The organism is Paractinoplanes deccanensis (assembly GCF_016862115.1).
Lineage (GTDB): Bacteria > Actinomycetota > Actinomycetes > Mycobacteriales > Micromonosporaceae > Actinoplanes > Actinoplanes deccanensis.
In genome coordinates this window covers 47,495-71,435 of sequence record NZ_BOMI01000007.1, presented here as the reverse complement: position 1 = coordinate 71,435, position 23,941 = coordinate 47,495, and the positions used below count along the sequence as shown (strand labels likewise).

The window sequence follows — 23,941 nt, the reverse complement described above, 5'->3', positions numbered from 1 at the left end:
GGCGCGTGGTCCTCAGGGTCAGCCGGCTCGGTCGCCGCAGGGTCAGCCGGCGCGTGGTCCGCAGGGTCAGCCGGCTCGGTCGCCGCAGGGTCAGCCGCCACGCGGTCCCCAGGGTCAGCCGGCTCGGTCGCCGCAGGGTCAGCCGGCGCGTGGTCCTCAGGGTCAGCCGGCCCGGTCGCCGCAGGGTCAGCCCGCCCGCGCTCCTCAGGGGCAGCCGCCGCGCGGTCCCCAGGGGCAGCCGCCGCGTGGGCCGCAAGGTCAGCCTGCCCGTGGCGGGCAGCAGCCGCCGCGCGGTCCCCAGGGCCAGCCGCCGCGCGCTCCGCAGGGTCAGCCGCCCCGCGGCGGTCAGCCGTCTCGCGGCGGGCAGCAGGGCGGCGGCGTCTACGGCGGGTCGGGCCAGCCTCAGCGCAGCCCTCAGGGCCAGCCGCCGCGCGCTCCGCAGGGTCAGCCGCCCCGCGGTGGCCAGCAGCCGCCTCGTGGCGGACAGCCGCCCCGCGGCGCGCAGGGCCAGCCGCCGCGCGGCGGCCAGGGCGGTGGCGTCTACGGCGGCCAGCAGCAGGGCAAGCCGGAGCCGGGGCGGCAGCGCAACGACTACGCCGACTTCCACCGCCGCCCCGAGGGCCGGTTCGACAATCCGCAGGGGTACGGACCCGGTTACGGGCCTCGCTGACCCAGCGGCGCCTATCGCCGCCGTGGCGCGCCTGCCGCGCAGGACCCTGCGGCGGACCCTGCCGCGTCGAACCTCTGCCGCGGCCAACCCTGCCGCGGCCAACCCCAGCCGCGCCGGATCCTGCCGCGTCGAACCTCTGCCGCGCAGGACCCTGCCGCGTCGAACCTCTGCCGCGGCCAACCCTGCGGCGTCGAACCCAGCCGCGTCGAACCCAGCCGCGTCGAACCCAGCCGCGTCGAACCCAGCCGCGTCGAACCCAGCCGCGTCGAACCCAGCCGCGCCGAACCCTGTCGTGCCGGACTCTGCCGCGTCAGACCCGGCGCAGCACGGCCACGACGCGGCCCATGATGGTCGCGTCGTCGCCGGGGATCGGGTCGAAGGCCGGGTTGGCCGGCATCAGCCAGACGTGCCCGTCGCGCTGGCGGTAGCTCTTCACCGTCGCCTCGCCGTCGATCATCGCGGCCACGATGTCGCCCGCGTTCGCCGTGGGCTGCTGGCGCACGACGACCCAGTCGCCGTTGCAGATCGCCGCGTCGATCATCGAGTCGCCCTTGACCTCGAGCATGAAGACGTCGCCCTCGCCGACCAGCTCGCGCGGCAGCGGGAAGAACTCCTCGACGGCCTGCTCGGCCAGGATCGGCCCACCGGCGGCGATCCGGCCGACCAGCGGCACGTAGGCCGGCTGGGGCCGCGCCGTGCGCAGCGTCTCGTCGTCGACGATCTCGTTGGGGGAGCGCACGTCGACGGCGCGCGGCCGGTTGGGGTCGCGGCGCAGGAAGCCCTTGGTCTCGAGCGCCTTGAGCTGGTAGGCGACGCTCGACGGGGACACCAGCCCGACCGCCTCGCCGATCTCACGCACGCTGGGCGGATAGCCGTACCGCTCGACCCAGCCGCGGATGAACTCCAGGATCTTGCGCTGCCGGGCGGTCAGCTCGCTCGTGACGGGGTCGGGGAACTGGCTGACCACCGGCGTGACGGCGCGCAGCTGCGGGGCGTCGGCGGCGCGGCCCCGGCTCGGCGAGCGGCGCCGCAGAGCGGCTGTGGTGGTCGCCCCCTTGTCGGGCTTGCTCTGATCTTGCCGGCTCGTCCGGTCGTCGGTCGACACGTCCGCCCTCCCTGTCGGCCAGTGCCTCGTCGGCACGTGGTGCTCTCGCGGAGCCGGACTGTGACGCCGTGGGGATGGCGCCTGCCCGGCTGACCCCTCTTGAGGGAGAACCGTAATGGCGCGGTACGACATATTCAAACATCTGTACGACATTCTTCCGGCGTGTCGCTCGGAAGTGCTCGACTTCCGTACGCCTGTTCTGATAGACCGTCGTACGGGCGTTCGATCGAACGCCCGTACGATGATCACTCTTTCCCGTGATCATTTTCCGAGGTCGAGCGGGGTGGCGAGACTGATGGCGATGCACAGCGTGAGGCAGGCACAGCCGCCGTTGCGGCTCACTCGGCGCGGTCGCGCCGTGGTTCTCGGTCTTCTTGTTCTCGTCGCGTCATTGGCGAGTGCCGTGTTGTTCACCACGGCTTCACGGGCCGAGCAGCTGCCCGCCGGCCCGCCGCCTACGATCGTCGTCCGGTCGGGTGACACGCTCTGGGACATCGCGGCGCGCGAAATGCCTGGCCGCCATGGTCAGGCGGGCGTCGACGAGCTGCGCCGGCTCAATGGCATCAGTGGCTACGGCGTACACCCGGGCGATGTTTTGATCTTGCCGTACGGGTCTTGATCGACTCGATCCGTAACGAAAGATCAACCGCTCGTGTTGAGTCGGAAAATACGGCGCGTCGGCACGCCGCTGAACTTGCGCCCGCGTCCGCCGGGGCATAGCGTCTACCCCAACATCTAGTAGTTACAAGGGTGTAAGTCATCCACAGGTTGGGGTTACCTCCCACCGGTTATCCACAGGCCGTCCACAGCGGCGAGCTGGTGTCCACCAGCGCGACGCTGCGCTTCGGCGTGCCCGGGCACCGGTGGCCGCAGGTGCCGGAGGGAGATCACGGTGCGCTGCCCGTACTGTCGTCACGCCGACTCGCGCGTCGTCGACTCACGTGAGGCCGACGACGGTCAGCTGATCCGTCGCCGCCGCTCGTGCCCCGAGTGCGGCAAGCGGTTCACCACGGTCGAGGAGGCCGTCCTCGCCGTCGTGAAGCGCAGCGGGGTCACCGAGCCGTTCAGCCGGACAAAGATCATGAGCGGCGTCCGCAAGGCCTGCCAGGGCCGGCCCGTCGACGAGGACTCGATCGCGCTGCTCGCGCAAAAGGTCGAGGAGACCGTCCGGGCCAAGGGCGCGGCCGAGATCCCCAGTCACGAGGTGGGCCTGGCGATCCTCGCCCCGCTGCGTGATCTCGACCAGGTGGCTTACCTCCGGTTCGCGAGTGTGTACAAGTCCTTCGACTCGCTCGACGAGTTCGAAAAGGAGATCACCGCCCTCCGCGAGGCGGCGGTCGCCCGGGAGGCCGCGGTGCGGCACGCCGTGGCGCCGCGATCCGGCGGCCGCGCACCCAAGATCAACAGCTAGAGCAGGCTTCGAGTGGCAGACGTAGTAGTTACGAGGGGGAGCAGTATGGCCGGGGACGGCGTAACAGCAGGCAGGCAGCGCAGCCGGGCGAACGGCAACGGCGCGCCGGCCGGCAGCGGGGGGCTGCGGGTCGAGCGGGTCTGGACGACCGAGGGCGTCCACCCGTACGACGAGGTCGAGTGGGAACGCCGCGACGTCGTCATGACGAACTGGCGCGACGGCTCGGTCAACTTCGAGCAGCGCGGTGTTGAGTTCCCGAAGGACTGGAGCGTCAACGCGGCCAACATCGTCACCACGAAGTACTTCCGGGGCGCCGTCGGCACCCCGCAGCGCGAGCAGTCGCTCCGCGAGCTCATCGACCGGGTCGTGTCGACGTACCGCAAGGCCGGCGAGGACTTCGGTTACTTCGCCACCAAGCAGGACGCCGAGATCTTCGACCACGAGCTGACCTGGATGCTGCTGCACCAGGTGTTCAGCTTCAACTCGCCGGTCTGGTTCAACGTCGGCACGTCGTCGCCGCAGCAGGTCAGCGCCTGCTTCATCCTCTCGGTCGACGACTCGATGGACTCCATCCTCGACTGGTACAAGGAGGAGGGGCTGATCTTCAAGGGCGGCTCCGGCTCCGGCGTCAACCTCTCCCGGATCCGCTCGTCCAAGGAGCTCCTCTCCTCCGGCGGCACGGCCAGCGGCCCGGTCAGCTTCATGCGCGGCGCCGACGCCAGCGCGGGCACGATCAAGTCCGGCGGCGCCACCCGCCGGGCGGCCAAGATGGTCATCCTCGACGTCGACCACCCGGACATCGAGGAGTTCGTCCAGACCAAGGCGCGCGAGGAAGACAAGATCCGCGCCCTGCGCGACGCCGGCTTCGACATGGACCTGGGCGGCGCCGACATCGTCTCGGTGCAGTACCAGAACGCCAACAACTCGGTCCGCGTCTCCGACGAGTTCATGCGGGCGTACGAGGAGGGCACCGACTTCGCCCTGCGCGGCCGCCTGCACGGCGAGGAGATCGAGCGGGTCGACGCCAAGAAGCTGTTCCGCGACATCGCCCAGGCCGCCTGGGAGTGCGCCGACCCCGGCCTGCAGTACGACGACACCATCAACGACTGGCACACCAACCCCGAGACCGGCCGCATCACCGCGTCCAACCCCTGCTCGGAGTACATGTCGCTGGACGACTCGTCCTGCAACCTGGCCTCGCTCAACCTGATGAAGTTCCTGACCCCGTCCGGCGGCTTCGAGGTCGAGAAGTTCGTCAAGAGCGTCGAGTTCATCATCACCGCGATGGACATCTCGATCTGCTTCGCCGACTTCCCGACCGAGAAGATCGGCGTCACCACGCGGGCCTACCGCCAGCTGGGCATCGGGTACGCCAACATCGGCGCGCTGCTGATGGCGTCCGGCCTGCCGTACGACTCGGAGGCCGGCCGCAGCGTCGCCGCCGCGATCACCTCGCTGATGACCGGCACGGCGTACCGCCGCTCCGCCGAGCTGGCCGGTGTCGTCGGCGCGTACGACGGCTACGCCCGCAACGCCGAGGCCCACAAGCGCGTCATGCGCAAGCACGCCGCCGCGAACGACGCGATCCGCCCGGCCAACGCCGTCGCGACCGCGATCGTCAAGGAGGCCACCAAGCAGTGGCAGGCCGGCAACAAGATCGGTGACAAGAACGGCTGGCGCAACGCGCAGGCGTCGGTTCTCGCCCCCACCGGCACCATCGGCCTGATGATGGACTGCGACACCACCGGCATCGAGCCCGACCTGGCGCTGGTCAAGTTCAAGAAGCTGGTCGGCGGCGGCTCCATGCAGATCGTCAACCAGACCGTGCCGCGCGCGCTGCGCAGCCTCGGCTACCCCGAGGAGCAGGTCGAGGCGATCGTCGAGCACATCTCCGACCACGGCAACGTCGTCGACGCCCCCGGCCTCAAGCCGGAGCACTACGCGGTCTTCGACTGCGCCATGGGCGAGCGCGCGATCGCCCCGATGGGCCACGTGCGCATGATGGCCGCGGTGCAGCCGTTCATCTCGGGCGCCATCTCCAAGACGGTCAACATGCCCGAGTCGGCCACCGTCGAAGAGATCGAGAACATCCACTACCAGGGCTGGAAGCTCGGCCTGAAGGCGCTCGCGATCTACCGCGACAACTGCAAGGTCGGACAGCCGCTCTCGGTCGCCAAGACCAACAAGGCCACGGAGGAGGCGCCCGCCGCCTCCACCGAGGTCGAGAAGGTCGTGGAGAAGGTCGTCGAGTACCGCCCGGTCCGCAAGCGCCTCCCCAAGAAGCGCCCGTCGGAGACGGTCTCCTTCTCGGTCGGCGGCGCCGAGGGCTACCTCACCGCGTCGTCCTACCCGGACGACGGCCTCGGCGAGGTCTTCCTCAAGATGTCGAAGCAGGGCTCGACCCTGGCCGGCGTCATGGACGCCTTCTCGGTCGCGATCTCGATAGGGCTCCAGTACGGCGTCCCGCTCGAGACGTACGTCAGCAAGTTCACCAACATGCGCTTCGAGCCGGCCGGCATGACCGACGACCCGGACGTCCGCATGGCCTCCTCGGTGATGGACTACATCTTCCGTCGCCTGGCACTCGACTTCCTGCCGTACGAGACCCGCGCCGACCTCGGCATCTTCACCGCCAAGGAGCGCGCCGCCCAGGTCCAGGCCGAGGCAGCCGCCGAAGCCGCCGCGGCCCCGGTCGACCTGGCCGGCATGGCCGCCTCCGCCCCCGTCGCCCCGGCAGCGGAGGTCGTCGCGGAACCGAAGGCCACCGTCACCGAGCCCACCACCGACCCCGAGAAGGCGGCCCCCGCCTCCGTCGGCTCCTCCACCGAGCTCCTCGAGATCGTCATGGGCCAGTCGGCCGACGCCCCGCTCTGCTTCACCTGCGGCACCAAGATGCGCCGCGCCGGCTCCTGCTACGTCTGCGAGGGCTGCGGCTCCACCTCCGGCTGCAGCTGAAACCGGGAAGTTTAGCCATGTCTCCTGTGAGTAACTCCTAAGAGGAATCGCTGGTTGACATAAATCCTGGTGAAGGCCTACGACAGATGCCTCCCACCCGATTGCGGGTGGGAGGCATCTGCATTTAGGCGTACGAGGGGAGCGGCAACGCGCTCGCCGCCCAGTTCGGGCAGTGGAACCATCAGTCAGTCGCCATGGGCTACCACGCCGACGTCTACAAGATCATTCACTTGGCTGATCCCGTGGACGCCCTCGAACTCCAGCACGAGCACATCGGCCGTGTGATGCGCCGAGTTGCCCTGAAGCCTGATGACCTTCGCGGCAAGGGGGTTACCCGCATGCGGCAAGCGGTCGAGAGGCAAGGCCCCGCGCTGTCGAACCCCGCGCCGCTCAGCGCCGCCCGGCTCAAAGCCACCGGCAAGAAGAACAGCAACGTCGCGGTCGGGCCCTACACCATCTGCATCTACTCCGCCGACGGTGCGCTTTGCGGAGGCGAGGGCGCCGCTGATTTCCGGCTCTGCCGGCCCTTCGAATGCCGCAACTCGGCCATGACTCCCGGTCAGCGCGCCCGCATCGAGCTGCGCCGCCGCCTGGAACTCCGCATGCACCCGGCGCTGCACCGCAGCGCCCGGAAGATCGCCCAAGCGATGCCCGACGAGCTTGCTCGAATCATCGCCACTGAACTCGACGAGTACGTCGCCGAGGCGTTGGGCTGGCGGCATGAGCGACGTCGACAGCCTGGAGGCCCTGCACCTGGCGTCCGCCGCCTACGCAGAAGCGCAGCGCGACAGCGAAGCTTCCGCGGAGTTGAGCATGCATCTGGGCAACATCCCAGTTCCTGCGAGGCTGATGCTGGCTGCTGCGGTTCTCGCTGCTGCCGACAAGCCTGTCTCCATCGTCAACGTCTGCCAGGTCGCAGGTGTGTCCCACGGATCCACCTACAACAACCACAAGGAGGCGATGGCGAGTATCCGGGAGAACATTCCAGTTCTCGTCCGGGCGCAACTCGCCGTCCTCGGCGAGACACCGAGCGCCGCAGAGCTGTTCGACCAGGTTCACGAGCGGGACGAGACCATCCGCGAACTCCGTGCCGAGCTCAAGGCCGCCCGCCAGGAACGCAACACCGCTCTCGCCTACCCCCGCGACCTGCACGAACGGTTGCGCCCGGAGTTCGAGGCGATAGCCCGCGAGAAGCAGGAGAAGGTCCGCTACCTCAGGCCTCTTCCCGACGCGGTGGAGGCTGACGAATGATCAACGCGGACGACCCGACGCAGTGGCAAACCGACAAGCTGAGCGCTCTCCGCCTTGGCCGTCGGCTGGTGACCGAGGTCTCTCCCTCCGGGCAGGGAAGAAGGGCCTTCGTCGACATCCGCCCCCTTCGAGCTGATGCCGATCATGTCGCCAGCCGAGAGGGCTGGGTTCGGTCCGACCACGATCGCACCTTCAAGGTGAAGCACTGGGATTACGACGCCGACCAGTTGGACGGCTTCGATTACGACGTCGGTGCGGCACTCGTCCGTGCCGCGACCGTCACAGGCGAGGCGGAACTCGCTGCCATCCTCCAGGTCTGGGACCTTCCGCCTGGACAGTTTCGCCACCCCTGGGACACCGACGACCCGAGGTAGTCGGCGGGATGCGGCACACTCAGATCATGAACGAGATCTCACTTTCGGTCCCGCCGTACGACCCGGCGGTCGGCGTTGTGGCTCCCGCCGAAGGTGGATCGGTCACCGTCGAGATTGTCGATGGTTCAGTTGAGATCTTCGGTGATCCTGCCGGCCTCCGCGATCTCGCTCGGATGCTGCTCGCGTTGTCGGACGTGCGAGCGCCGAAGGGTGCCCACATCCATCTCGATGCCGGCATCAACCCACTCGATCTCGGCTCCGCCTCTCTCATGCTGGCGAGGGATCCACGTGCCCGGTGAAGAGACGAGTCCGCAGGACAAGCGATGGCACTGGGACGAAGACGTACCGCTTCGCTGGCTGTTGATCGATGAATCCGCCATGGGAGAAGCAGACGCCGTGATCGCGGCGTGCGCTGATATCGAAGGGCTATTCGTCGATTTGCCGTCCACGGTGCGCGGGACGACGCTTCTCGGGTGCATGCCCCACCCGCCGCTGCGCCGTGCTCTGGACGCGCTGGCCAAGGGGGCGGGCAACCCAGGCGGTGCTCTGCATCGTCGGTCGATCGACGCGACCCTCTACAGCGTGGACCAGAACGGTGTAGTCAACCGCGTGATCGGCTCCCATCTGCGAGCATCAGTGACCGAAGTTCGTCCCTCAGTCCTGGCCGCTAACCTCGTCGATGTCGACTTGGACAGCGCGATCTCTGAGCCGATGCCGAGTTCGGCGCGACCCATCTGGAACCTGTGGCACGCCGGTGGCCCGACCGAACCGAACCTTTGGGCAGGCTACGGCCGGGAGCTTCGGCATCTCTGGTCTGGAGCGGCCTTGGCTCACCATCGGGCCGAGGCGCCTGACAAGCCAGCCGACAGCACCTACCAGCTCGACGGGCGCCACGTCACCGACATCGAAGGCTTCTACTGCGCCATCGGCGAGGCCATCAACGGTCCTGGCGGCTATTTCGGCTGGAACGGTGACGCGCTCCACGACTGTGTGACGGGCGGGTGGGGCGCCGAGTGGCCGTTCCGCCTGACCTGGCACCACGCCGAGGTGGCTCATAGCCATTTGACTGCCAAGTTCGACCAGATCCTTCAATGGCTTGCCGAGGATCAGATCGAGGTCGAGTTGCGCTGATCGGTGGTCGCAGCCGGGGAGTCATCCCACTCCTTGGGAGGAGGACCGGTCAATCCGGCGACGCTGCGGAGGCAGCCGCGGTGGGAGACAGCCGCCGACTTCCCAGGAACAGCTGAAAATGACCGTTCTTAGGACGTCCCCTTCAGGGGCGCGTTGAGATCTAAGAGTCATCGGCGAGCATGACCAGAGGAATGTCCCCCGGACGCTACTGTCCGGGGGACTTTCCGTTGCTCGGGACGCGGATACGACCCGGGTCCGCGCACCATCAAGGTCAACGACGGCATTACGGTGAGATCCGTGCATGAGCCTCACGACGAGCCCGGTCTCCTGGAGCCCGCTCGGCTGTTCGCCGCCTTGCAGCACGGCGCTCGGGATCTCCCGCCGGTGTTGCCGCCACGCGACGTAGTCGTCGCGGCGGCTGGCACCTGGGGCCGCTATGGCTCGGTCGTCGTGCTCCGGCGTGACTGGGAGGAGGACAATGCGCTGCTCGACGACGTCTACCTGCTGGAACGCTCGTCGGACGGTCAGTGGCCGGCTCCGGACGGTTCCTCAGGCTCCGGCATGCCGGAATGGGTGCTTGATCGTCCTGATGGGCACCTCCCGGGCACGCGCGACGGCCACCTTGTGAACCTGGGTGCCCAGATGGCGAACGTCGGCGGCTGCTGGCTGGCGGAACTGACCGTGATGGCGAGCCGAGCCGTCACCACCATCGAGGTGCGATACGGCAACGAGGAGATCTCCGTCCGCGTCCCGGCCAGCGGCCTGGTGACCCTCCCCGGCCTGGTCCGCTCGCCCGACGATGTGGCCGAGTTCCGAGGCTTCGATGATGCCGGAAGCCTGCGGGGCGTCGAGCGTTACCGGCCCTTGGGCGAGTCGGACCGCCGCTGGGGATGGCCCGACGCATCCTTGTGGGCGTCGTAATGGCCGCCTGATCGAAGTGATTTCTCCCCGGGCGTGCATGTTCCCTTCCGGTGGTTCAGCCGCGCCTCGAGCCACCTGAGCAGGTGCAGCGCCTGCTCGCGCTGCATGTGGCGCAGCCGTGCCGGTCCCGGCAGCAGGCCTTCGCGCCACGCGCGCCCCGCCAGGCCCGCGAGTGCCGTGTTGACGTCGCCGGCCGGTGCGTCCGCCCAGGGCGACTTGCGCAGCAGCTTCTCCGGGTCGAGCCCGCACGCCGCCACGTCCGGCCCGAGCCGCACCAGATCCATCCATCCCGGGGCCGTCCACAGGTGCGTCCAGTCCACGACGCGCAGCCGCCCGTCGGGTTGGCGCATCACGTTGTCGCGGCGCAGATCTCCGTGATGCAGGGCCGTGCCGGCGGCCAGGGCCGGCAGCCAGCGACTTTCCAGCTCCGCGAGCATGCGAACCGGCACCTCCACGGGCAACGGCTTGCCGCGCAGGTGATCCACTCGGGGCCCACCGTCGCCGCTCAGCAGCTGCCAGGTGCCGAGCAACGGCACGAACGCCTCGGCGTACGGCGATGTGCCGCCCACCGGGCTCGGCTCCATGACGGTCCGCATGCGCTTCATCACGCTCAGCAGCTCCGGCTCGTCGGCGGCCGTCCACCGGGTCACGGCTTCGCCCTCGATCGCCTCGTACGCCGCCACGCGCCATGCGCCGACCGCCGCAAACCCGGCCGGCCGCGGCCCCAGATCGCCGACCGCCTCGGCCAGCACCGCCCCCGCCTCCACGGCCTCGCCCAGCCCGCCGCCCACGGGCGCCGCCTTGACGAACAGCCGCCTCCCTCCGATGCCGACCACTGTGGAGGCCACCGACGCCGTGAATCCGGCCGCGGCCGCTCGTTCCTCGTGCACCGGCTCGCCCAGTAGCCGCTCCACGGCCGCCCGAACAGCCTCGGGCGCCTCCGTCAGCCGCGGTCGCCGTTCCTGATCCATCGGGTCACGCTATGCCATCCCTTTAACGTGTAAGTTCGAGCCGTGACCGGCGTCGAGCTCGATCGTGCGAACCTCGACCGGGCCAAGGTCGCGGTCGGCCTCACCTTCGCCACCAACGGTTTGCCGTACGCGGGATGGCTTGCCCGTGCCCCGGCCGTGCGTGACGGTCTCGGGCTCTCGCCGGCCGGGTTCGGGTTGTTGCTGCTCTGTCTCTCCGCGGCGGCGATCTCGGCGATCCCGCTGGCCGGGCCGCTCGTGCAGCGGGTCGGGCCCGCGCGCGCCGTCCTGATCGGCAGCACGTCGATGGTTCTCGGGCTGACCGGGCTCGCGAGCGGCGTTCTCCTCGGCTCCGTTGCGCTCGCCGGTTTCGGGCTGGTGCTCGCCGGCATGGGCAACAGCACGTGGGACGTCGCGATGAATGTCGAGGCGGCCGACGTCGAGCGCCGGCTCGGGCGTACCGTCATGCCTCGTTTTCATGCCGGTTTCAGCCTCGGCACCGTGCTCGGCGCGGGCTTCAGCGCCGTCGCCGCGGCCTCCGGCCTGCCCGTCTGGGCGCAGCTCTATCTCACTGCCGCGCTCACGGCCGTGGTCACGACCCCGACGGTACGGCGGTTCCTGCCCCACGAGGGCTTGCCCGCCGGCCAGGCTCCGGCCACGAGCGTGCGGCAGGTGTGGCGCGAGCCCCGTACCGTGCTGATCGGCTTCATCATGCTCGGCTTCGGCTTCACCGAGGGCACCGCGAACGACTGGCTCGCCATCGGGCTCGTCGACGGCTACCGGGCGAGCGAGACGGTCGGCGCCGTCGCCTTCGGCAGCTTCGTCACGGCGATGACCCTCGGCCGGCTCTTCGGCGGATACGCGATCGAGCGCTGGGGCCGCGTCCGTACGCTTCGGGTCACCGCCGCCTCGGCCGCGCTCGGGCTGCTGCTGGTCGTCTCGCAGGTGACCGTGCCGCTGGCCATGCTCGGCGCGCTGCTCTGGGGTGCCGGCTCCTCGCTGGGCTTCCCGATCGGCATGAGCGCCGCCGCCGACGATCCCGCCCGTGCCGCCATCCGCGTCTCGGTCGCCGGCTCGATCGGCTACGGCGCCTTCCTCGCCGGGCCGCCGCTCATCGGGCTGCTCGCCGACCACTTCGGCGTACTCCGGGCGATCCTCTGCGTCTTCGGCGCTCTCGCCATCGGCCTGGCCGCCTCGGGAGCCGCGCGCCCGATCCCGGCCGAAAGGTAACGACCGCGGCTCCCGGCCGAGCGGTGACGGGCGCGACTCGCTGCCGAGGGTGACGGGCGCGGCTCGCTGCCGAGGGTGACGGACGCCGCTTACTGTCGAGAGATGACGGACGCTGTGATCGAGTCGCATGTGGACGCTTCGCCCGAGCGGGTCTGGGCCGCCTTGACGGACGCCGGCGAGCTCGCCGCCTGGTATTGGCCGGCGGAGCTGCACCCGCGGGCCACCTCCGACCCCACCGTCGGTGGCGGCTTCGGCATCGAGGCCGACGGCATGGGCTTCTCCGGCCGCTACCTGGAGCTCGACCCGCCGCGGCGGATCGTGCAGTCGTGGCGGTGGGCCGGGGACGACCGCGACAGCCGGGTGACCATCGAGCTGACCCCGGCCGGCGCGGGCACCGACGTCGTGGTCGTGCACAGCGAGCTGGACGACGAGACGGCCAGGATGTACGAGGCGGGCTGGGCGAGCTGCCTCGCCCGCCTCACGCCGTACGCAGGAAGTCGCTGATCAGTCCCGCCAGCACCGCGGGCTGCTCGATCACCATCGCGTGCGAGGCGTCCTCCAGCGAGATGTAGCGCGGGTGCCCGGCGGCCCGCGCCTGCTCGACGACGAACCGGCGGTGCGCCGCGTAGAGCTCCGCGAACGGCTCCTGCTCCGGCAGGTCGCGGGTCGGCAGCACCAGCAGCTCGGGGCAGGTCGTGCTCGCGTAGACCGGGCCCAGGTCGAGCTCGTTCATCAGCGTGCGCAGCTGCGACGTCACGGCCGCGGACGGGCGGGTCGAGGTCTCGCCGTTCTCGTGGACCAGGTTGCGGCGGAAGCCCTCGATCCAGACCTTCTCGTTGGCGCCCATGTCGCGGGCCGCCATGCGCTGGCGTTCGACGACGTCGGGCAGCTGGTCGGCCTCGATCACCTGGCCGGCCCGGGACTCGAACTGGTCGAAGATCGCGTGAAGCCGGGCCAGCTCGACGGCGGCCTTGCCCGGGTCCATGCCGGGCAGGTGCTCGGGGCGGGTGGGCGGCGGGTTGCCGTCGAGGCTCACCACGCCCGGCGCCTCGGGGTGGCGCTGACCCCAGAGCGCGGCCAGCATGCCGCCGAGCGAATGCCCCACGACCGCCGGTCTTTCGAGCTCCATCTGTACGCACACAGCGGCGAGATCGCCGAGCGCCGCGTCCCACGTCCACGTGCCCTCGCCGGACCGGCCGTGGCCGCGCAGGTCGACGCTGATCACCCGGTGGTGCGGGCGCAGCGCGCGAGCGAGGGTGGTCATCTGCGCCAGGTTGCCGCCCGCGCCGTGCAGCAGGAGCAGGGGTGGCTGGTCGCCGCCGAAGTCACGGACCGCGAGCGGCAGGTCGCCGGCGTCGATGAGGCGGTCGTTGATCATTGGTCTCCTCCTCGCGGCGGCTCGCCGCGTAGCCGGTCTCGGATGGCGGCCGACGGCACGCCACCGTCGGGATGGCGGGGGAGGCGCCCGCGTCGTACGAGGTCGTGCACTCCCTGCCGGGTGATGCCGAGCATGGCCCCGGCCGTGGCGTACGACACCGACTCGGCCCCCATGTGCCCGGCCCGCCGCGCCACCACCTGGCCGAGCGGCGTGCCCCACCAGTCGGCCGGCGGATCGAAGGGCCCGTCGCCCGGGTGCAGGGTCGCGATCAGCCGGGCCGTCATCATCACGGCCGCCGTCTCGTCGTCACCGCGCAGCGTGGCGGCCCATCGCCGGGAGCGGGCGCGCACCAGTGAGCGCAGCGCCGCCACCGCGTCGTCGCCCTCGAGGAGCACGTCGAGGGGATCGAGCAGGCGTACGTCGAGCGCCCGGACGATCTGCTCAACCAACTCGTCATCGGCCACGCGGCCATCCTCCCGGCACTTGACGCCGGGTGTCAAGTAACGCTCCGTGCATTGACGGTGTCCGATGTGGGCTTCCGCTCCGCCAGGCGGGCCAGTACGGTGTGCCCCGAATCTCACCGGAAGGATCGCCCGTGCGTTCGCGTCTCGCCGTGCTCGCCCTCACGCTGCTCGCGGCCGGAGCCTGCGACAACAAGCCGGCGGAGCGAGCCGCGGCGACCCTGCCGCCACCGCCACCGTCGGTCGAACAGCCTGCGGCGGCGGCCGGTGGCGCCTGCACGCGCTTGAACTACGAGTACGTCAAGAAGGCGATCGGCGTGCGGTTCACCGTGGCCGCGGCCAACCAGGCCGAGGGCGTCTCGTCGTGCGTGCTCCAGACCGTGGACGCCACCTGGCCCGACCTGACGCTCGCGGTCATCGGCAGCACGGCGGCGACCGCCGATCAGTTCCTCGACGACCTGATGCCCGCGAAGGGCATCAAGCTCAAGGGCCTGGGCAAGGCCGCCTATCTGCTCAAGTCTCCGGCGAGCGGGGCGCACGGGCCGGCCGTCGAGATCGGCTGGCTCAACGCGGCGAAGCAGATCCAGACACTGCGCTTCACCTTCCCCAAAAGCGCCGCGTCCACCGCCGTGACGCAGATGAACAGGCAACTGTTCACCCTCGCCAAGGCGATGGACGCGCCGAAGAGCTAGCCGCCTCGCCGGCGGCTCAGTGCGCCGCCACGAACACCCGCGACGCGACCTCCCGCGGCAGGCGGATCTTGTCGCCGGAGCGGTCGATGGTCACGCCGTCGCGCTCCTGGGCGACGGTCACCGTCGTGCCCGGGTCGATGCCCGCCGCGTGCAGCTGGCGCAGCACGTCGGCGTTGGTCTGCACGCTCTCGCAGATGCGCTGCACCACGACGCTGCCGGTCAGGCCCGGGAACGCCAGGTTGCGCTCGCCGGCGCTGACCTGAGCCGCGCTGTCGAGCGGCTCGGGCTCGTCGGGGATGCCGAGCGCCTCGAGACCCGGGATCGGGTTGCCGTACGGCGAGCGGGTCGGCTTGTTGAGCAGCTCGTAGACCTTCTTCTCGACCGAGTCGCTCATCACGTGCTCCCAGCGGCAGGCCTCCTCGTGGGCCTCCTCGTAGGGCATGCCGATGACGTTGACCAGCAGAAGCTCGGCCAGCCGGTGCTTGCGCATGACCGAGACGGCCGTGGTGCGGCCCTCGTCGGTCAGGACGAGGTGGCGGTCGTTCTCGACGGTCAGCAGGCCGTCACGCTCCATGCGCGCGACGGTCTGGCTCACCGTGGGACCGCTCTGGTGCAGCCGCTCGGCGATCCGCGCCCGCAGCGGCGGCACACCCTCTTCCTCGAGTTCGAGGATGGTGCGCAAATACATCTCGGTAGTGTCGACGAGGTCGTGTTTGTGTAGTGACGCCTTCATGCCTCGACCTCCCAGCGCTTGCGGCCAACAGCCGGCCTGCACCGGGTGTCGACGAGATCATTCACGGTGTGGCCCTCCCAGCAGCGATATTACCTCGTTACATGGGGTTGACAGGCGCCCCGAGCTGGGTGGGTCAGACCCTACCCGACGCGGGCGGCTCGCCGCTCACGTCAACACGGGCCGGAAGTTGTCGGGGGTGCGTGGGAGCATGACGGGCATGGTGGACCGGACGACCGCGGTGGTGTGGGACCGAGCGCTCCTCGACTACGACATGGGTGATCATCCCCTCAACCCCGTGCGCGTCGAGCTGACCATGGCGCTCGCCCGTGAGCTGGGCATCCTGGACCGCCCCGGGGTGCACATGATCACACCGGTCCCGGCCACCGAGGCCGAGCTCACCCGGGTCCACCGGGCCGACTACCTCGACGCCGTCCGCATGGCCCCGATCGACCCGTTCTTCTCGGGCTGGGGCCTCAACACCCCCGACAACCCCGTCTTCGACGGCATGCACGAGGCCTCCGCGCGCATCTGCGGCGCCAGCATCGCGGCGGCCGAGGCGGTCTGGCACGGCGCGGCCACCCGGGCCGTCAACGTGGCGGGTGGCCTTCATCACGCGCTGGCCGCCCGCGCGTCCGGCTTCTGCGTCTACAACGATCCCGCGGTCGCCATCGCCAAGCTCCTCGATCTCGGCGCCCAGCGAGTGGCCTACGTGGACGTCGACGTCCATCACGGCGACGGCGTGCAGGCGGCCTTCTACCACGACCCCCGCGTGCTGACGATCAGCCTCCACGAGACCCCGCTGACGCTCTTCCCCGGCACCGGCTTCGCCGACGAGACGGGCGGCCCCGGCGCCGAGGGCACCGCGGTCAACATCCCGCTGCCACCGGGCACGGGCGACGGCGGCTGGCTGCGCGCCTTCCACGCGATCGTCCCGTCGATTTTGCGCGCCTGGGCTCCCGAGATCATCTTCAGCCAGTGCGGCGCCGACGCCCACCGGCTCGACCCCCTCGCCGACCTGCGCCTGTCGGTCGACGGCCAGCGCGCGGCCTACGTGGCGATGCGCGACCTGGCCGACGAGCTCTGCGACGGCCGCTGGGTCGCCACGGGCGGCGGCGGTTACGCCCTGGTCGAGGTCGTGCCCCGCGCGTGGTCCCACCTGCTGGCCGTGGCGACCGGCGACCCCCTCGACCCGCACACCCCGACGCCGGCCCCCTGGCGCAAGCTGGCCGCCGAGCGCTGCCCGCGCTCCGAGATCCCCGGCTCGATGACCGACGGCGCCGAGCTCCCGGCCGAGCGCTGGCAGCCCGGCACCACCCCCGACGCCGTCGACCGCGCGATCCTGGCCAGCCGCATGGAGGTCTTCCCCCTGCACGGCCTCGACCCCCACGACCCCCGCGACTGACCCGTCACCCCATCACTTTCCTTCACCGAGCGCGCGAGAGGAGCGGCGGCGTGGACACGAGCGCGGACGTGCTGCTCTCCGACGGCACAGCCGTCCACCTGAGACAGATCCGGCCGAGCGACGCGCCGGCCATCGTGGAGTTCCACTCCCGCATGAGCGACCGGACGCGCTACTTGCGCTACTTCTCGCCCTATCCGCGCATTCCGGAGCGCGACCTGGAGCGCTTCGTCAACGTCGACCACCGCGACCGCGAGGCGTTCGTCATCGTCAGCGGCCCGCGCATCATGGCCGTCGGGCGATACGAGCGGCTCGGCCCCGACGCGCCCGACGCCGAGGTCGCGTTCGTCGTCGAGGACGCCCACCAGGGCCGTGGCATCGGGTCCGTCCTGCTGGAGCACCTCGCCGAGGCCGCGCGTGCCAACGGCATCACCCGCTTCGTCGCCGAGGTTCTTCCCGAAAACTCCGGCATGCTGCGCGTCTTCAGCGACTTCGGCTACCAGATCCAGCGCAAATACGCCGACGGCGTGGTCCACCTCAGCTTCCCGATCGCCCCCACCGAGAAGTCGCGCGAGGTGCAGGAGTCGCGCGAGCAGCTCACCGAGGCGCGGTCGATCGCCCGGTTGCTGGCCCCGCGCGGGGTGGCGGTCTACGGCGCCAGCGCGAGCGGCCAGGGCATCGGCGCCGCCATGCTCGGCCACCTGCGCGACGGTGGATACACCGGCACGATCGTCCCGGTGCACCGCAGCGCCGATCGGGTGGCGGGGCTCCGGGCCTATCGCTCGGCCGCCGACGCGGGCGCCGCCGTCGACTTGGCGCTCATCGCCGTACCGCCGGATGGTGTCGCCGATGCTCTCGCCGACGCTGCCGCAAGCGGCGCGGGTGGCCTGGTGGTGGTCTCCGCCGGCTTCGCCGAGACCGGCGCCGAGGGCGCCGCCGCCCAGCGTGAGCTGATCGAGAGCGCGCATGCCGCGGGGTTGCGCGTCGTGGGCCCCAACAGCATGGGGGTGGCCAACACCGACCCTGCCGTACGCCTCAACGCCACGCTCGCGCCGCGCCTGCCCGCCGCGGGCCGGGTCGGCTTCTTCAGCCAGAGCGGCGCGCTCGGTGTCGCCCTGCTCGCCGAGGCCGATCGTCGCGGCCTGGGCCTGTCGAGCTTCGTCTCCGCCGGCAACCGTGCCGACGTCTCCGGCAACGACCTCCTCCAGTACTGGCAGGACGACCCCGGCACCGACGTCGTTCTGCTCTATCTGGAGACGTTCGGCAACCCGCGCAAGTTCGCCCGTCTCGCCCGCCGCATGAGCCGCGTCAAACCCGTGGTGGCGGTGGCCTCCGCGACCCGCCCGGCCGGGCTCGCCGGCGACGGGCCCGGCCCCGACCCCTATGCGGTGACTGCCCTGTTCGCCCGTTCCGGCGTCATCCGCGTCGACACGGTGCGCGAGCTCTTCGACGTCGGCCTCCTGCTCGCCCACCAGCCGCTGCCCGGCGGCCGCCGCGTCGCCGTGGTCGGCAACTCCTCGGCGCTCTCCGAGCTGGCGGTGGCCGCCTGCCGCGCCAACGGCCTCACCCTCGCCGAGGGCTACCCGGTCGACATCAGCCCGATGGCGGGCGCCCACGACTTCGCCGACGCCCTGGCCGACGCCGCCGTCGACACCCGGGCCGACGCGCTCGTCGTCGTCTTCGCCCCGCCGCTGCCCGGCCAGCTCACCGACGAGGACGCCGACTTCGCCGCGGCCCTCGCCAGCGTCGCGCTGGCGGGCGAGAAGCCCACCGTCGCGACGTTCCTGCTCGGCAGCCTGCCCGCCGGCGTGCCGTCCTACCCGTCGGTCGAGGAGGCGGTGCGCGCGCTGGCCCGGGTCGCCTACTACGCCGACTGGCTCCGCCGCCCGCCCGGCGTCCTGCCCGTGCTCGCCGGCATCGCCGCCGACGCCGCCGAGATCGACGGCCCACCGTCCGCGCTGCTGGCCGCCTACGGCATCGACGTGGTCCCGTCCACCCTGGCCGCCTCGGCCGGCGAGGCGGTCGCCGCGGCCTCGGCCCTCGGCTATCCCGTCGCCCTCAAGGCGGCCGGCGGCGCCCTGCGCCACCGTATCGACCTGGGCGCCGTGCGCCTGGCCCTGGCCGACGAGGACGACGTCCGAGCCGCGTACGCCGAGCTGGCCGGCGCCTTCGGCCCCGACGTGCTGGTCCAGACGATGGTCCCCGCGGGCGTGGCGTGCCGCATCGAGGTGATGGAGGACCCGGCCTTCGGCCCCGTCGTCGGCTTCGGCCTGGGCGGCGTGGCCAGCGAGTTGCTGGGCGACCTGGCCTGGCGCGCCGCCCCCCTCACCGACCGAGCCGCCGAGGCCCTGGTCGACGAGCCCCGGGCGGCCCCCCTTCTGCACGGCTACCGGGGCTCGGCCCCGGTCGACCGGGCCGCCCTGATCGACCTCCTCCTCAGGGTCGGCCGCCTGGCGGACGAGCATCCCCGCCTGCGCAGCCTCTCGCTCAACCCGGTGCTGGCCCGCCCCGACGGCTACTCGGTTCTGCACCTCACCGCCGAGATAGGCGACCCAGCCCGCCGCCCCGACACGGGCCCACGCCGCCTGCGCACACCGTGACGAGGGTGCCGGTCGCCTTAGCGTCGGCCCGCGGCGTTCATGCCTCTGTGAAAAGCATGGCCGGTCGTCCGGACGCTGCTCTGCGGCGTTTGCGCGTTGTGTGACCAGCGTGGCCCGTCGTCCGGACGCTGCTCTGTGGCGTTTGCGCGTTGTGTGACCAGCGTGGCCGGTCGTCCGGACGCTGCTTTGCGGCGTTTGCGCGTTGTGTGACCAGCGTGGCCCGTCGTCCGGACGCTGGTCTGCGACGTTTGCGCACTCTGTGACGGGGGTGGCCGGTTGTCGCGACCTCGGTCCGCGGGGTGGGCCTGGCTTGGGCTGCTGTGGTGGGTGCTCCGGTGGGCGGGTCGGGCCCGGAGTGGTGTTGGGCTGCCGAAATGCCTCGCGGGTGACCAAACTTGGCGTGCTTGGCGTGCTTGGCGTGCTTGGCGTGCTTGGCGTGCTTGGCGTGCTTGACGTGCTTGACGTGCTTGACGTGCTTGACGTGCTTGGCGGCGTGGGGGGATGGCGAGGTTGTGCGTCGGCGTGCGATGTCGGCGTCATGTGTTGGGGTGCCGAGGCGCCTCGCGGGTAACCAGACAGGGCGTGCTTGGGCGGCAGGCTGCGCGCCGGCATGCGCTGTCGACGTCGGTGGCCGTGAGCGGGTGGGCGGGCAGGACGCGGACCGCCGAAGGGGGCACCGTGTGAGTCAGATGGTGCTCAGATCGGGTCAGGGGCGGCGGATATGTGCCCGCGAGCATGATGGCTGCCACAGCGAGGGTTTACCGGGCGGCCGGTCGGGCACGATGCAGCGGCTGACCTTCGGAAGGATGAACGAGATGAGCGACTCGCAGGAGAGCATCGAGCGGGAGATCGCCGGGGGCGACTACGGTCCCGGGGTCTTCGACGAGCCCAGCACGTACCGTCCGGAGAAGGGCGACGACGACGCCGGCCTGTCCAGCACGCTCGCGGCGGGCACCGACACCGACCAGCTTCAGGACGGCGGGCCGCACCCGGAGCACGGGGTCATGACCACCACGGGTGGCACGGCGGGGCCGAACAGCTTCCGCACGCATCCGCGTTCCGGCCCGGGCGTGGCCAACACGACGACCGGCGACGCCACCACCGGCGCGATGGAGACCCCGGTGGACAGCTACACCAGCGACGCCAGCAGCAACGCGGTCGACTGACGGCCGCCGCGCCCGCTCACGGCTCTGGGCGCCGCGCCCGCTCACGGCTCTGGGCGCCGCGCCCGCTCACGGCTCCGGGCGCCCCCAGCTCACGGCTCCGGGCGCCCCCAGCTCACGGCTCCGGGCGCCCCCAGCTCACGGCTCTGGGCGCCGCGCCCGCTCACGGCTCCGGGCCGGCGGGGCCGAGCGCGGCGGTGGTGGGGCCGCCGCGGGCACAGGTCGCGGCGTGCCGGCGAGCAACCGCGGGACGGGTGTTCCGTGCGGCGGTGTGGCAGTGGAGCCGAGTTCGGCTACGGTCACGGGCGTGACGGAGCGCGAATCGACGAAGCCGGAAACGGCGGGACGGGAATCGCTGGGGCTGCCGTTCGCCTTCGGGCGGGAAGCCGACGTCTATGCGCTGGGCGACGGCCGGGTGCTGCGGCGCTACCGCCACGGCGGTGACGCCGAGCCCGAGGCGGCCGTCATGGCGTACGCGGGCAAGTGGGGTTTTCCCGTGCCCCACGTGTACGAGGCCCGCGGCACCGACCTCGTCATGGAACGGCTCGACGGGCCGACCCTGGCGGAGGCTCTGGTCGCGGGGGACGTGTCGCTGGAACGCGGCGCCACGATCCTCGCCGATCTGTTGCGCGCCCTGCACGACCTGCCCCCGATGAGCGGAAACGGGACCACCGTCGTCCACCTCGACGCTCACCCGGAGAACGTCGTCCTCAGCCGGCGCGGCCCCGTGCTCATCGACTGGCGGAACGCCGGTGACGGGCTCGCCGATCTCGACACCGCGATGGCCGCGCTGATTCTCGGGCAGGTGGCCGTCGGCGCCATCGAGCACGAGATGGGCAGCCGCGCGGGGGAGCTTCTCGATCTTTTCCTGGAGCGGGCGCCCGGTGATCCCGTGCGGATGCTGGACGAGGCTGTGGCGATCAAGGCGGCGCAGCCGACGCTGTCGCGGGAAGAGGTCGAGCAACTGCCCGTGGCCGTTGCCCGGGTGCGAGGAGTGAAGTAGGTGCGGGCTCTTGTGCAGACCGTGAGCCGGGCCAGCGTCACCGTCGGCGACGAGGTGGTCGGCAAGATCGAGGACGGGTTGCTCGTGCTCGTCGGCGTCACGCACGACGACACACCCGAGAAGGCGGAGCAGTTGGCGCGCAAGACGTACGAGCTGCGCATCCTGGACGAGGAGAAGTCGGCCGCCGACATCCGGGCGCCGCTTCTCGTGGTCAGCCAGTTCACGCTCTACGGCGACGCCCGCAAGGGCCGCCGTCCCAGCTGGACCGCCGCCGCCCCCGCCGAGCGGGCGGAACCTCTGATCACCCGCTACGTGGAGGCGCTGCGCGCCCGGGGAGCGACCGTGGAGACCGGCCGCTTCCGGGCGCACATGCTGGTCGAGAGCGTCAACGTGGGTCCACGCTCGGTCTGGCTCGAGATTTGACAGCGCAATTTAGAAGAACAGCCCTCGGCGCTGCGCCGACTGCCGCAGCCAGTTGTCGAGCTGCGCCGCCCAATCGGTCCGCTCGGCCGACGCGTAGTCGACGTCGAAGCGGCCGAACGCGTCGTGCCCCTCGGTGAAGAGCCCGCCCCGCTTGTCGATCTCGAGGATGACCTGGAGCTTCTGCGGCGTCGGGAGGAACGTCAGCTCGAGCTGGTTGACCCCGCTCGCGTAGGCGGACGGCGGGTAGAACTCGATCTCCTGGTAGAACGGCAGGCTCTGCTGAGCGCCGTACACCCGGCCGCGCTCGACGTCGGCGCGGCTGAAGCGGAAGCCCAGCCGCAGCAGCGCGTCGAGGATGCGCTCCTGGGCGGGGAGCGGGTGCACCGCCACCGTGTCCAGATCGGACTTGTCGACGGCGCGGGCGACCTCGAGCTCGGTGGCCAGCCCCATCGTCATGCCGTGCAGGTGCTGCCCGTACACCTCGGTGATCGGGGTTTCCCACGGCACGTCGAAACGGAACGGTACGTCGTATTTCGCGCCCGGCTCCAGGCGGAACGAACCGGTCAGCCGCTGACGGTGGAACTCCTGATCGGTGTTGTACTCGCTGTCACCGCTCTCGACCTCGACCCTCGTCACCAGGCCGACCGCGAGATATTCCACGTCGACCGCGTGATCGCCGCCCACGACGTGCACCTGGCCCTCGAGGAATCCGCCGGGCCGGCAATGGGGGTTGGCCAGCACGGTCTCCACCGAGGGGCCGCCAACGCCGAGCGCCTGCAACATCTTTTTGAAGACCACTGAACCATCTCCTCGTCGAGAGCGTGTGGGGAACAGTATCGACGCACAGCAACCGACCGGTACCGGCATTTCGGGCACATGTCGGCTTGGCGACGTCAGGGTTCTCCCTGATTCATGCCACCTGGACGCTTGCCTCACCTCGGCTTAACGCGTCCCGGGCCAAGCTATCGATCACCGGCACGCATGTGGCTGGACAGCTCGAGACGGTTTATCAGCGGGGAGGGGACTGAAAGGTGGTCCTGCAGATGAAGGCGACCGACAACAGCATGACGGACGGTGTCGAGCTCCTCACCGACCTGGACGCGACGGACGAGCGTGGCGTCTCCGCAGACCTGGTCCGGGCCTACCTCAACGGCATCGGCCGGACCCGTCTCCTCACCGCCGTCGAGGAGGTCGAGCTCTCCAAGCGCATCGAGGCGGGCCTCTACGCCGAGGAGAAGCTGCCAAGCGCCGGCGAGGACCTGGCGCCGCTGCTCCACATCATCGTCGCCGAGGGCAAGGCGGCCAAGAACCACCTGCTCGAGGCCAACCTGCGGCTCGTGGTGAGCATCGCGAAGCGCTACACGGGCCGGGGCATGGCGTTCCTCGACCTGATCCAGGAGGGCAACCTGGGTCTGATCCGCGCGGTCGAGAAGTTCGACTACACCAAGGGCTACAAGTTCTCGACGTACGCCACCTGGTGGATCCGGCAGGCGATCACCCGCGCGATGGCCGACCAGGCCCGCACCATCCGCATCCCGGTGCACATGGTCGAGCAGGTCAACCGCATGGTCCGCTGCCGCCGTGACCTCGCCGCCACGCTGGGCCGCGAGCCGAGCATCGGCGAGATCGCCACGGCCATGGGCGTCCAGGAGTTCCAGGTCATCGAGCTCATCTCCTACGACCGCGAGCCGGTCAGCCTCGACCAGGCCGTGGGCGAGGACGGCGAGAGCGCCCTCGGTGACTTCGTCGCCGCCGTCGAGCACCAGCCCGGCGTCGGCCACGGCCAGGGCGAGCTGCGCAGCGAGGTCGAGATCGTGCTCGCCACGCTCTCGGAGCGCGAGTCCGCCGTGATCCGCCTGCGCTTCGGCCTCGACGACGGCCGCCAGCGCACCCTCGACGAGGTCGGCCGCGAGTTCGGCCTGAGCCGCGAGCGCATCCGCCAGATCGAAAAGGTCACCATGCTCAAGCTGCGCGACCCCGAGCGCTCCTCCCGCCTCGAGGCCTACGCCGGCTGACCATCAGCCATCGCCCGGTCCCGGCGCGGGGCCGGGCGCGTCCGCGAAGACCGGTTCG

The 23,941-nt window shown here is 70.8% G+C and carries 25 protein-coding genes; 17 read left to right on the top strand and 8 right to left on the bottom strand.

Annotated features, from left to right (window positions below):
• Both Ade02nite_RS02975 and lexA read right to left on the bottom strand, forming a co-directional pair.
• The coding region (locus tag Ade02nite_RS02975; protein ID WP_203759918.1) for a hypothetical protein at positions 1 to 607 on the bottom strand (607 nt) is incomplete at its 3' end.
• A gap of 373 nt (positions 608 to 980) precedes the next feature.
• Entirely contained in the window at positions 981 to 1,775 is a 795-nt protein-coding gene (gene lexA / locus Ade02nite_RS02970) for a transcriptional repressor LexA (RefSeq protein ID WP_203759917.1), read from the bottom strand.
• A gap of 115 nt (positions 1,776 to 1,890) precedes the next feature.
• Here lexA and Ade02nite_RS49015 point away from each other — a divergent pair, with 115 nt between their 5' ends.
• The 3 genes from Ade02nite_RS49015 to Ade02nite_RS02955 all read left to right on the top strand — a co-directional run bounded on the left by Ade02nite_RS49015 (position 1,891) and on the right by Ade02nite_RS02955 (position 6,141).
• Entirely contained in the window at positions 1,891 to 2,394 is a 504-nt protein-coding gene (locus Ade02nite_RS49015; RefSeq protein ID WP_239168477.1) for a LysM peptidoglycan-binding domain-containing protein, read from the top strand.
• Positions 2,395 to 2,667: 273 nt separating this feature from the next.
• Positions 2,668 to 3,186, top strand: coding sequence for a transcriptional regulator NrdR (gene nrdR / locus Ade02nite_RS02960; RefSeq protein WP_203759916.1), 519 nt, complete (start codon positions 2,668 to 2,670; stop codon positions 3,184 to 3,186).
• A 45-nt stretch (positions 3,187 to 3,231) separates the two neighbouring features.
• Positions 3,232 to 6,141, top strand: coding sequence for a vitamin B12-dependent ribonucleotide reductase (locus Ade02nite_RS02955; RefSeq protein ID WP_203759915.1), 2,910 nt, complete (start codon positions 3,232 to 3,234; stop codon positions 6,139 to 6,141).
• A gap of 185 nt (positions 6,142 to 6,326) precedes the next feature.
• Here Ade02nite_RS02955 and Ade02nite_RS02950 read toward each other — a convergent pair whose 3' ends face one another.
• Entirely contained in the window at positions 6,327 to 6,863 is a 537-nt protein-coding gene (locus tag Ade02nite_RS02950) for a hypothetical protein (RefSeq protein WP_203759914.1), read from the bottom strand.
• Between Ade02nite_RS02950 and Ade02nite_RS02945 the strand changes: the two genes are divergently transcribed.
• The 5 genes from Ade02nite_RS02945 (at position 6,862) to Ade02nite_RS02925 (ending at position 9,818) form a co-directional block, all read left to right on the top strand.
• On the top strand, positions 6,862 to 7,392 hold the full coding sequence (locus Ade02nite_RS02945; RefSeq protein ID WP_203759913.1) for a hypothetical protein: 531 nt from the start codon (positions 6,862 to 6,864) through the stop codon (positions 7,390 to 7,392). The genes Ade02nite_RS02950 and Ade02nite_RS02945 overlap by 2 nt on opposite strands.
• Positions 7,389 to 7,766 (top strand): hypothetical protein, encoded by a 378-nt coding sequence (locus Ade02nite_RS02940; protein ID WP_203759912.1) that lies wholly within the window; start codon positions 7,389 to 7,391, stop codon positions 7,764 to 7,766. Before Ade02nite_RS02945 ends, Ade02nite_RS02940 begins: the two co-directional genes overlap by 4 nt.
• Positions 7,767 to 7,792: 26 nt before the next feature.
• On the top strand, positions 7,793 to 8,065 hold the full coding sequence (locus Ade02nite_RS02935; RefSeq protein WP_203759911.1) for an Imm32 family immunity protein: 273 nt from the start codon (positions 7,793 to 7,795) through the stop codon (positions 8,063 to 8,065).
• The gene (locus tag Ade02nite_RS02930) at positions 8,055 to 8,897 is read left to right on the top strand and encodes a barstar family protein (protein ID WP_203759910.1); all 843 of its coding nucleotides are present in this window, start codon (positions 8,055 to 8,057) and stop codon (positions 8,895 to 8,897) included. The genes Ade02nite_RS02935 and Ade02nite_RS02930 overlap by 11 nt, the downstream gene beginning before the upstream one ends.
• Positions 8,898 to 9,194: 297 nt before the next feature.
• On the top strand, positions 9,195 to 9,818 hold the full coding sequence (locus Ade02nite_RS02925) for a hypothetical protein (RefSeq protein WP_203759909.1): 624 nt from the start codon (positions 9,195 to 9,197) through the stop codon (positions 9,816 to 9,818).
• Here the strand turns inward: Ade02nite_RS02925 and Ade02nite_RS02920 are convergent.
• Positions 9,752 to 10,789 (bottom strand): aminoglycoside phosphotransferase family protein, encoded by a 1,038-nt coding sequence (locus Ade02nite_RS02920; RefSeq protein WP_203759908.1) that lies wholly within the window; start codon positions 10,787 to 10,789, stop codon positions 9,752 to 9,754. The genes Ade02nite_RS02925 and Ade02nite_RS02920 overlap by 67 nt on opposite strands.
• 42 nt (positions 10,790 to 10,831) lie before the next feature.
• Here Ade02nite_RS02920 and Ade02nite_RS02915 point away from each other — a divergent pair, with 42 nt between their 5' ends.
• Together Ade02nite_RS02915 and Ade02nite_RS02910 are read left to right on the top strand one after the other, a co-directional pair.
• Complete coding sequence (locus tag Ade02nite_RS02915) at positions 10,832 to 12,016, top strand: MFS transporter (RefSeq protein WP_203759907.1); 1,185 nt, start codon at positions 10,832 to 10,834, stop codon at positions 12,014 to 12,016.
• Positions 12,017 to 12,118: 102 nt separating this feature from the next.
• Positions 12,119 to 12,520 carry an SRPBCC family protein gene (locus tag Ade02nite_RS02910; protein WP_203759906.1) on the top strand — a complete coding sequence of 134 codons (402 nt, stop codon included), beginning with the start codon at positions 12,119 to 12,121 and terminating at the stop codon, positions 12,518 to 12,520.
• On the opposite strand, the gene Ade02nite_RS02905 is transcribed toward Ade02nite_RS02910, so the two are convergent.
• Positions 12,495 to 13,394, bottom strand: a complete 900-nt coding sequence (locus Ade02nite_RS02905) for an alpha/beta fold hydrolase (protein ID WP_203759905.1) — start codon at positions 13,392 to 13,394, stop codon at positions 12,495 to 12,497. The two genes, Ade02nite_RS02910 and Ade02nite_RS02905, sit on opposite strands and share 26 nt — an antisense overlap.
• Positions 13,391 to 13,858: a hypothetical protein gene (locus Ade02nite_RS49010; RefSeq protein WP_239168476.1), complete on the bottom strand. Its 468-nt coding sequence runs from the start codon at positions 13,856 to 13,858 to the stop codon at positions 13,391 to 13,393. Before Ade02nite_RS49010 ends, Ade02nite_RS02905 begins: the two co-directional genes overlap by 4 nt.
• Positions 13,859 to 13,989: 131 nt before the next feature.
• Here Ade02nite_RS49010 and Ade02nite_RS02895 point away from each other — a divergent pair, with 131 nt between their 5' ends.
• Positions 13,990 to 14,547 carry a hypothetical protein gene (locus Ade02nite_RS02895; protein ID WP_203759904.1) on the top strand — a complete coding sequence of 186 codons (558 nt, stop codon included), beginning with the start codon at positions 13,990 to 13,992 and terminating at the stop codon, positions 14,545 to 14,547.
• 16 nt (positions 14,548 to 14,563) lie between these two features.
• On the opposite strand, the gene Ade02nite_RS02890 is transcribed toward Ade02nite_RS02895, so the two are convergent.
• Positions 14,564 to 15,280, bottom strand: coding sequence for an iron-dependent transcriptional repressor DtxR (locus Ade02nite_RS02890; protein WP_203759903.1), 717 nt, complete (start codon positions 15,278 to 15,280; stop codon positions 14,564 to 14,566).
• Positions 15,281 to 15,500: 220 nt separating this feature from the next.
• Here Ade02nite_RS02890 and Ade02nite_RS02885 point away from each other — a divergent pair, with 220 nt between their 5' ends.
• The 5 genes from Ade02nite_RS02885 to dtd all read left to right on the top strand — a co-directional run bounded on the left by Ade02nite_RS02885 (position 15,501) and on the right by dtd (position 21,868).
• Positions 15,501 to 16,682 (top strand): acetoin utilization protein AcuC, encoded by a 1,182-nt coding sequence (locus Ade02nite_RS02885; RefSeq protein WP_203759926.1) that lies wholly within the window; start codon positions 15,501 to 15,503, stop codon positions 16,680 to 16,682.
• A gap of 50 nt (positions 16,683 to 16,732) precedes the next feature.
• Entirely contained in the window at positions 16,733 to 19,279 is a 2,547-nt protein-coding gene (locus Ade02nite_RS02880; RefSeq protein ID WP_203759902.1) for a bifunctional acetate--CoA ligase family protein/GNAT family N-acetyltransferase, read from the top strand.
• 815 nt (positions 19,280 to 20,094) lie between these two features.
• Complete coding sequence (locus Ade02nite_RS02875; RefSeq protein WP_203759901.1) at positions 20,095 to 20,445, top strand: hypothetical protein; 351 nt, start codon at positions 20,095 to 20,097, stop codon at positions 20,443 to 20,445.
• 304 nt (positions 20,446 to 20,749) lie between these two features.
• The gene (locus Ade02nite_RS02870) at positions 20,750 to 21,445 is read left to right on the top strand and encodes a phosphotransferase (protein ID WP_239168475.1); all 696 of its coding nucleotides are present in this window, start codon (positions 20,750 to 20,752) and stop codon (positions 21,443 to 21,445) included.
• Entirely contained in the window at positions 21,446 to 21,868 is a 423-nt protein-coding gene (gene dtd, locus Ade02nite_RS02865; RefSeq protein WP_203759900.1) for a D-aminoacyl-tRNA deacylase, read from the top strand.
• 9 nt (positions 21,869 to 21,877) lie between these two features.
• On the opposite strand, the gene Ade02nite_RS02860 is transcribed toward dtd, so the two are convergent.
• The gene (locus Ade02nite_RS02860; RefSeq protein ID WP_203759899.1) at positions 21,878 to 22,666 is read right to left on the bottom strand and encodes a sporulation protein; all 789 of its coding nucleotides are present in this window, start codon (positions 22,664 to 22,666) and stop codon (positions 21,878 to 21,880) included.
• Between the two features lie 245 nt (positions 22,667 to 22,911).
• Here Ade02nite_RS02860 and sigB point away from each other — a divergent pair, with 245 nt between their 5' ends.
• Positions 22,912 to 23,883, top strand: a complete 972-nt coding sequence (sigB, locus tag Ade02nite_RS02855) for an RNA polymerase sigma factor SigB (protein ID WP_203759898.1) — start codon at positions 22,912 to 22,914, stop codon at positions 23,881 to 23,883.
• The last annotated feature ends 58 nt before the right edge of the window (positions 23,884 to 23,941 follow it).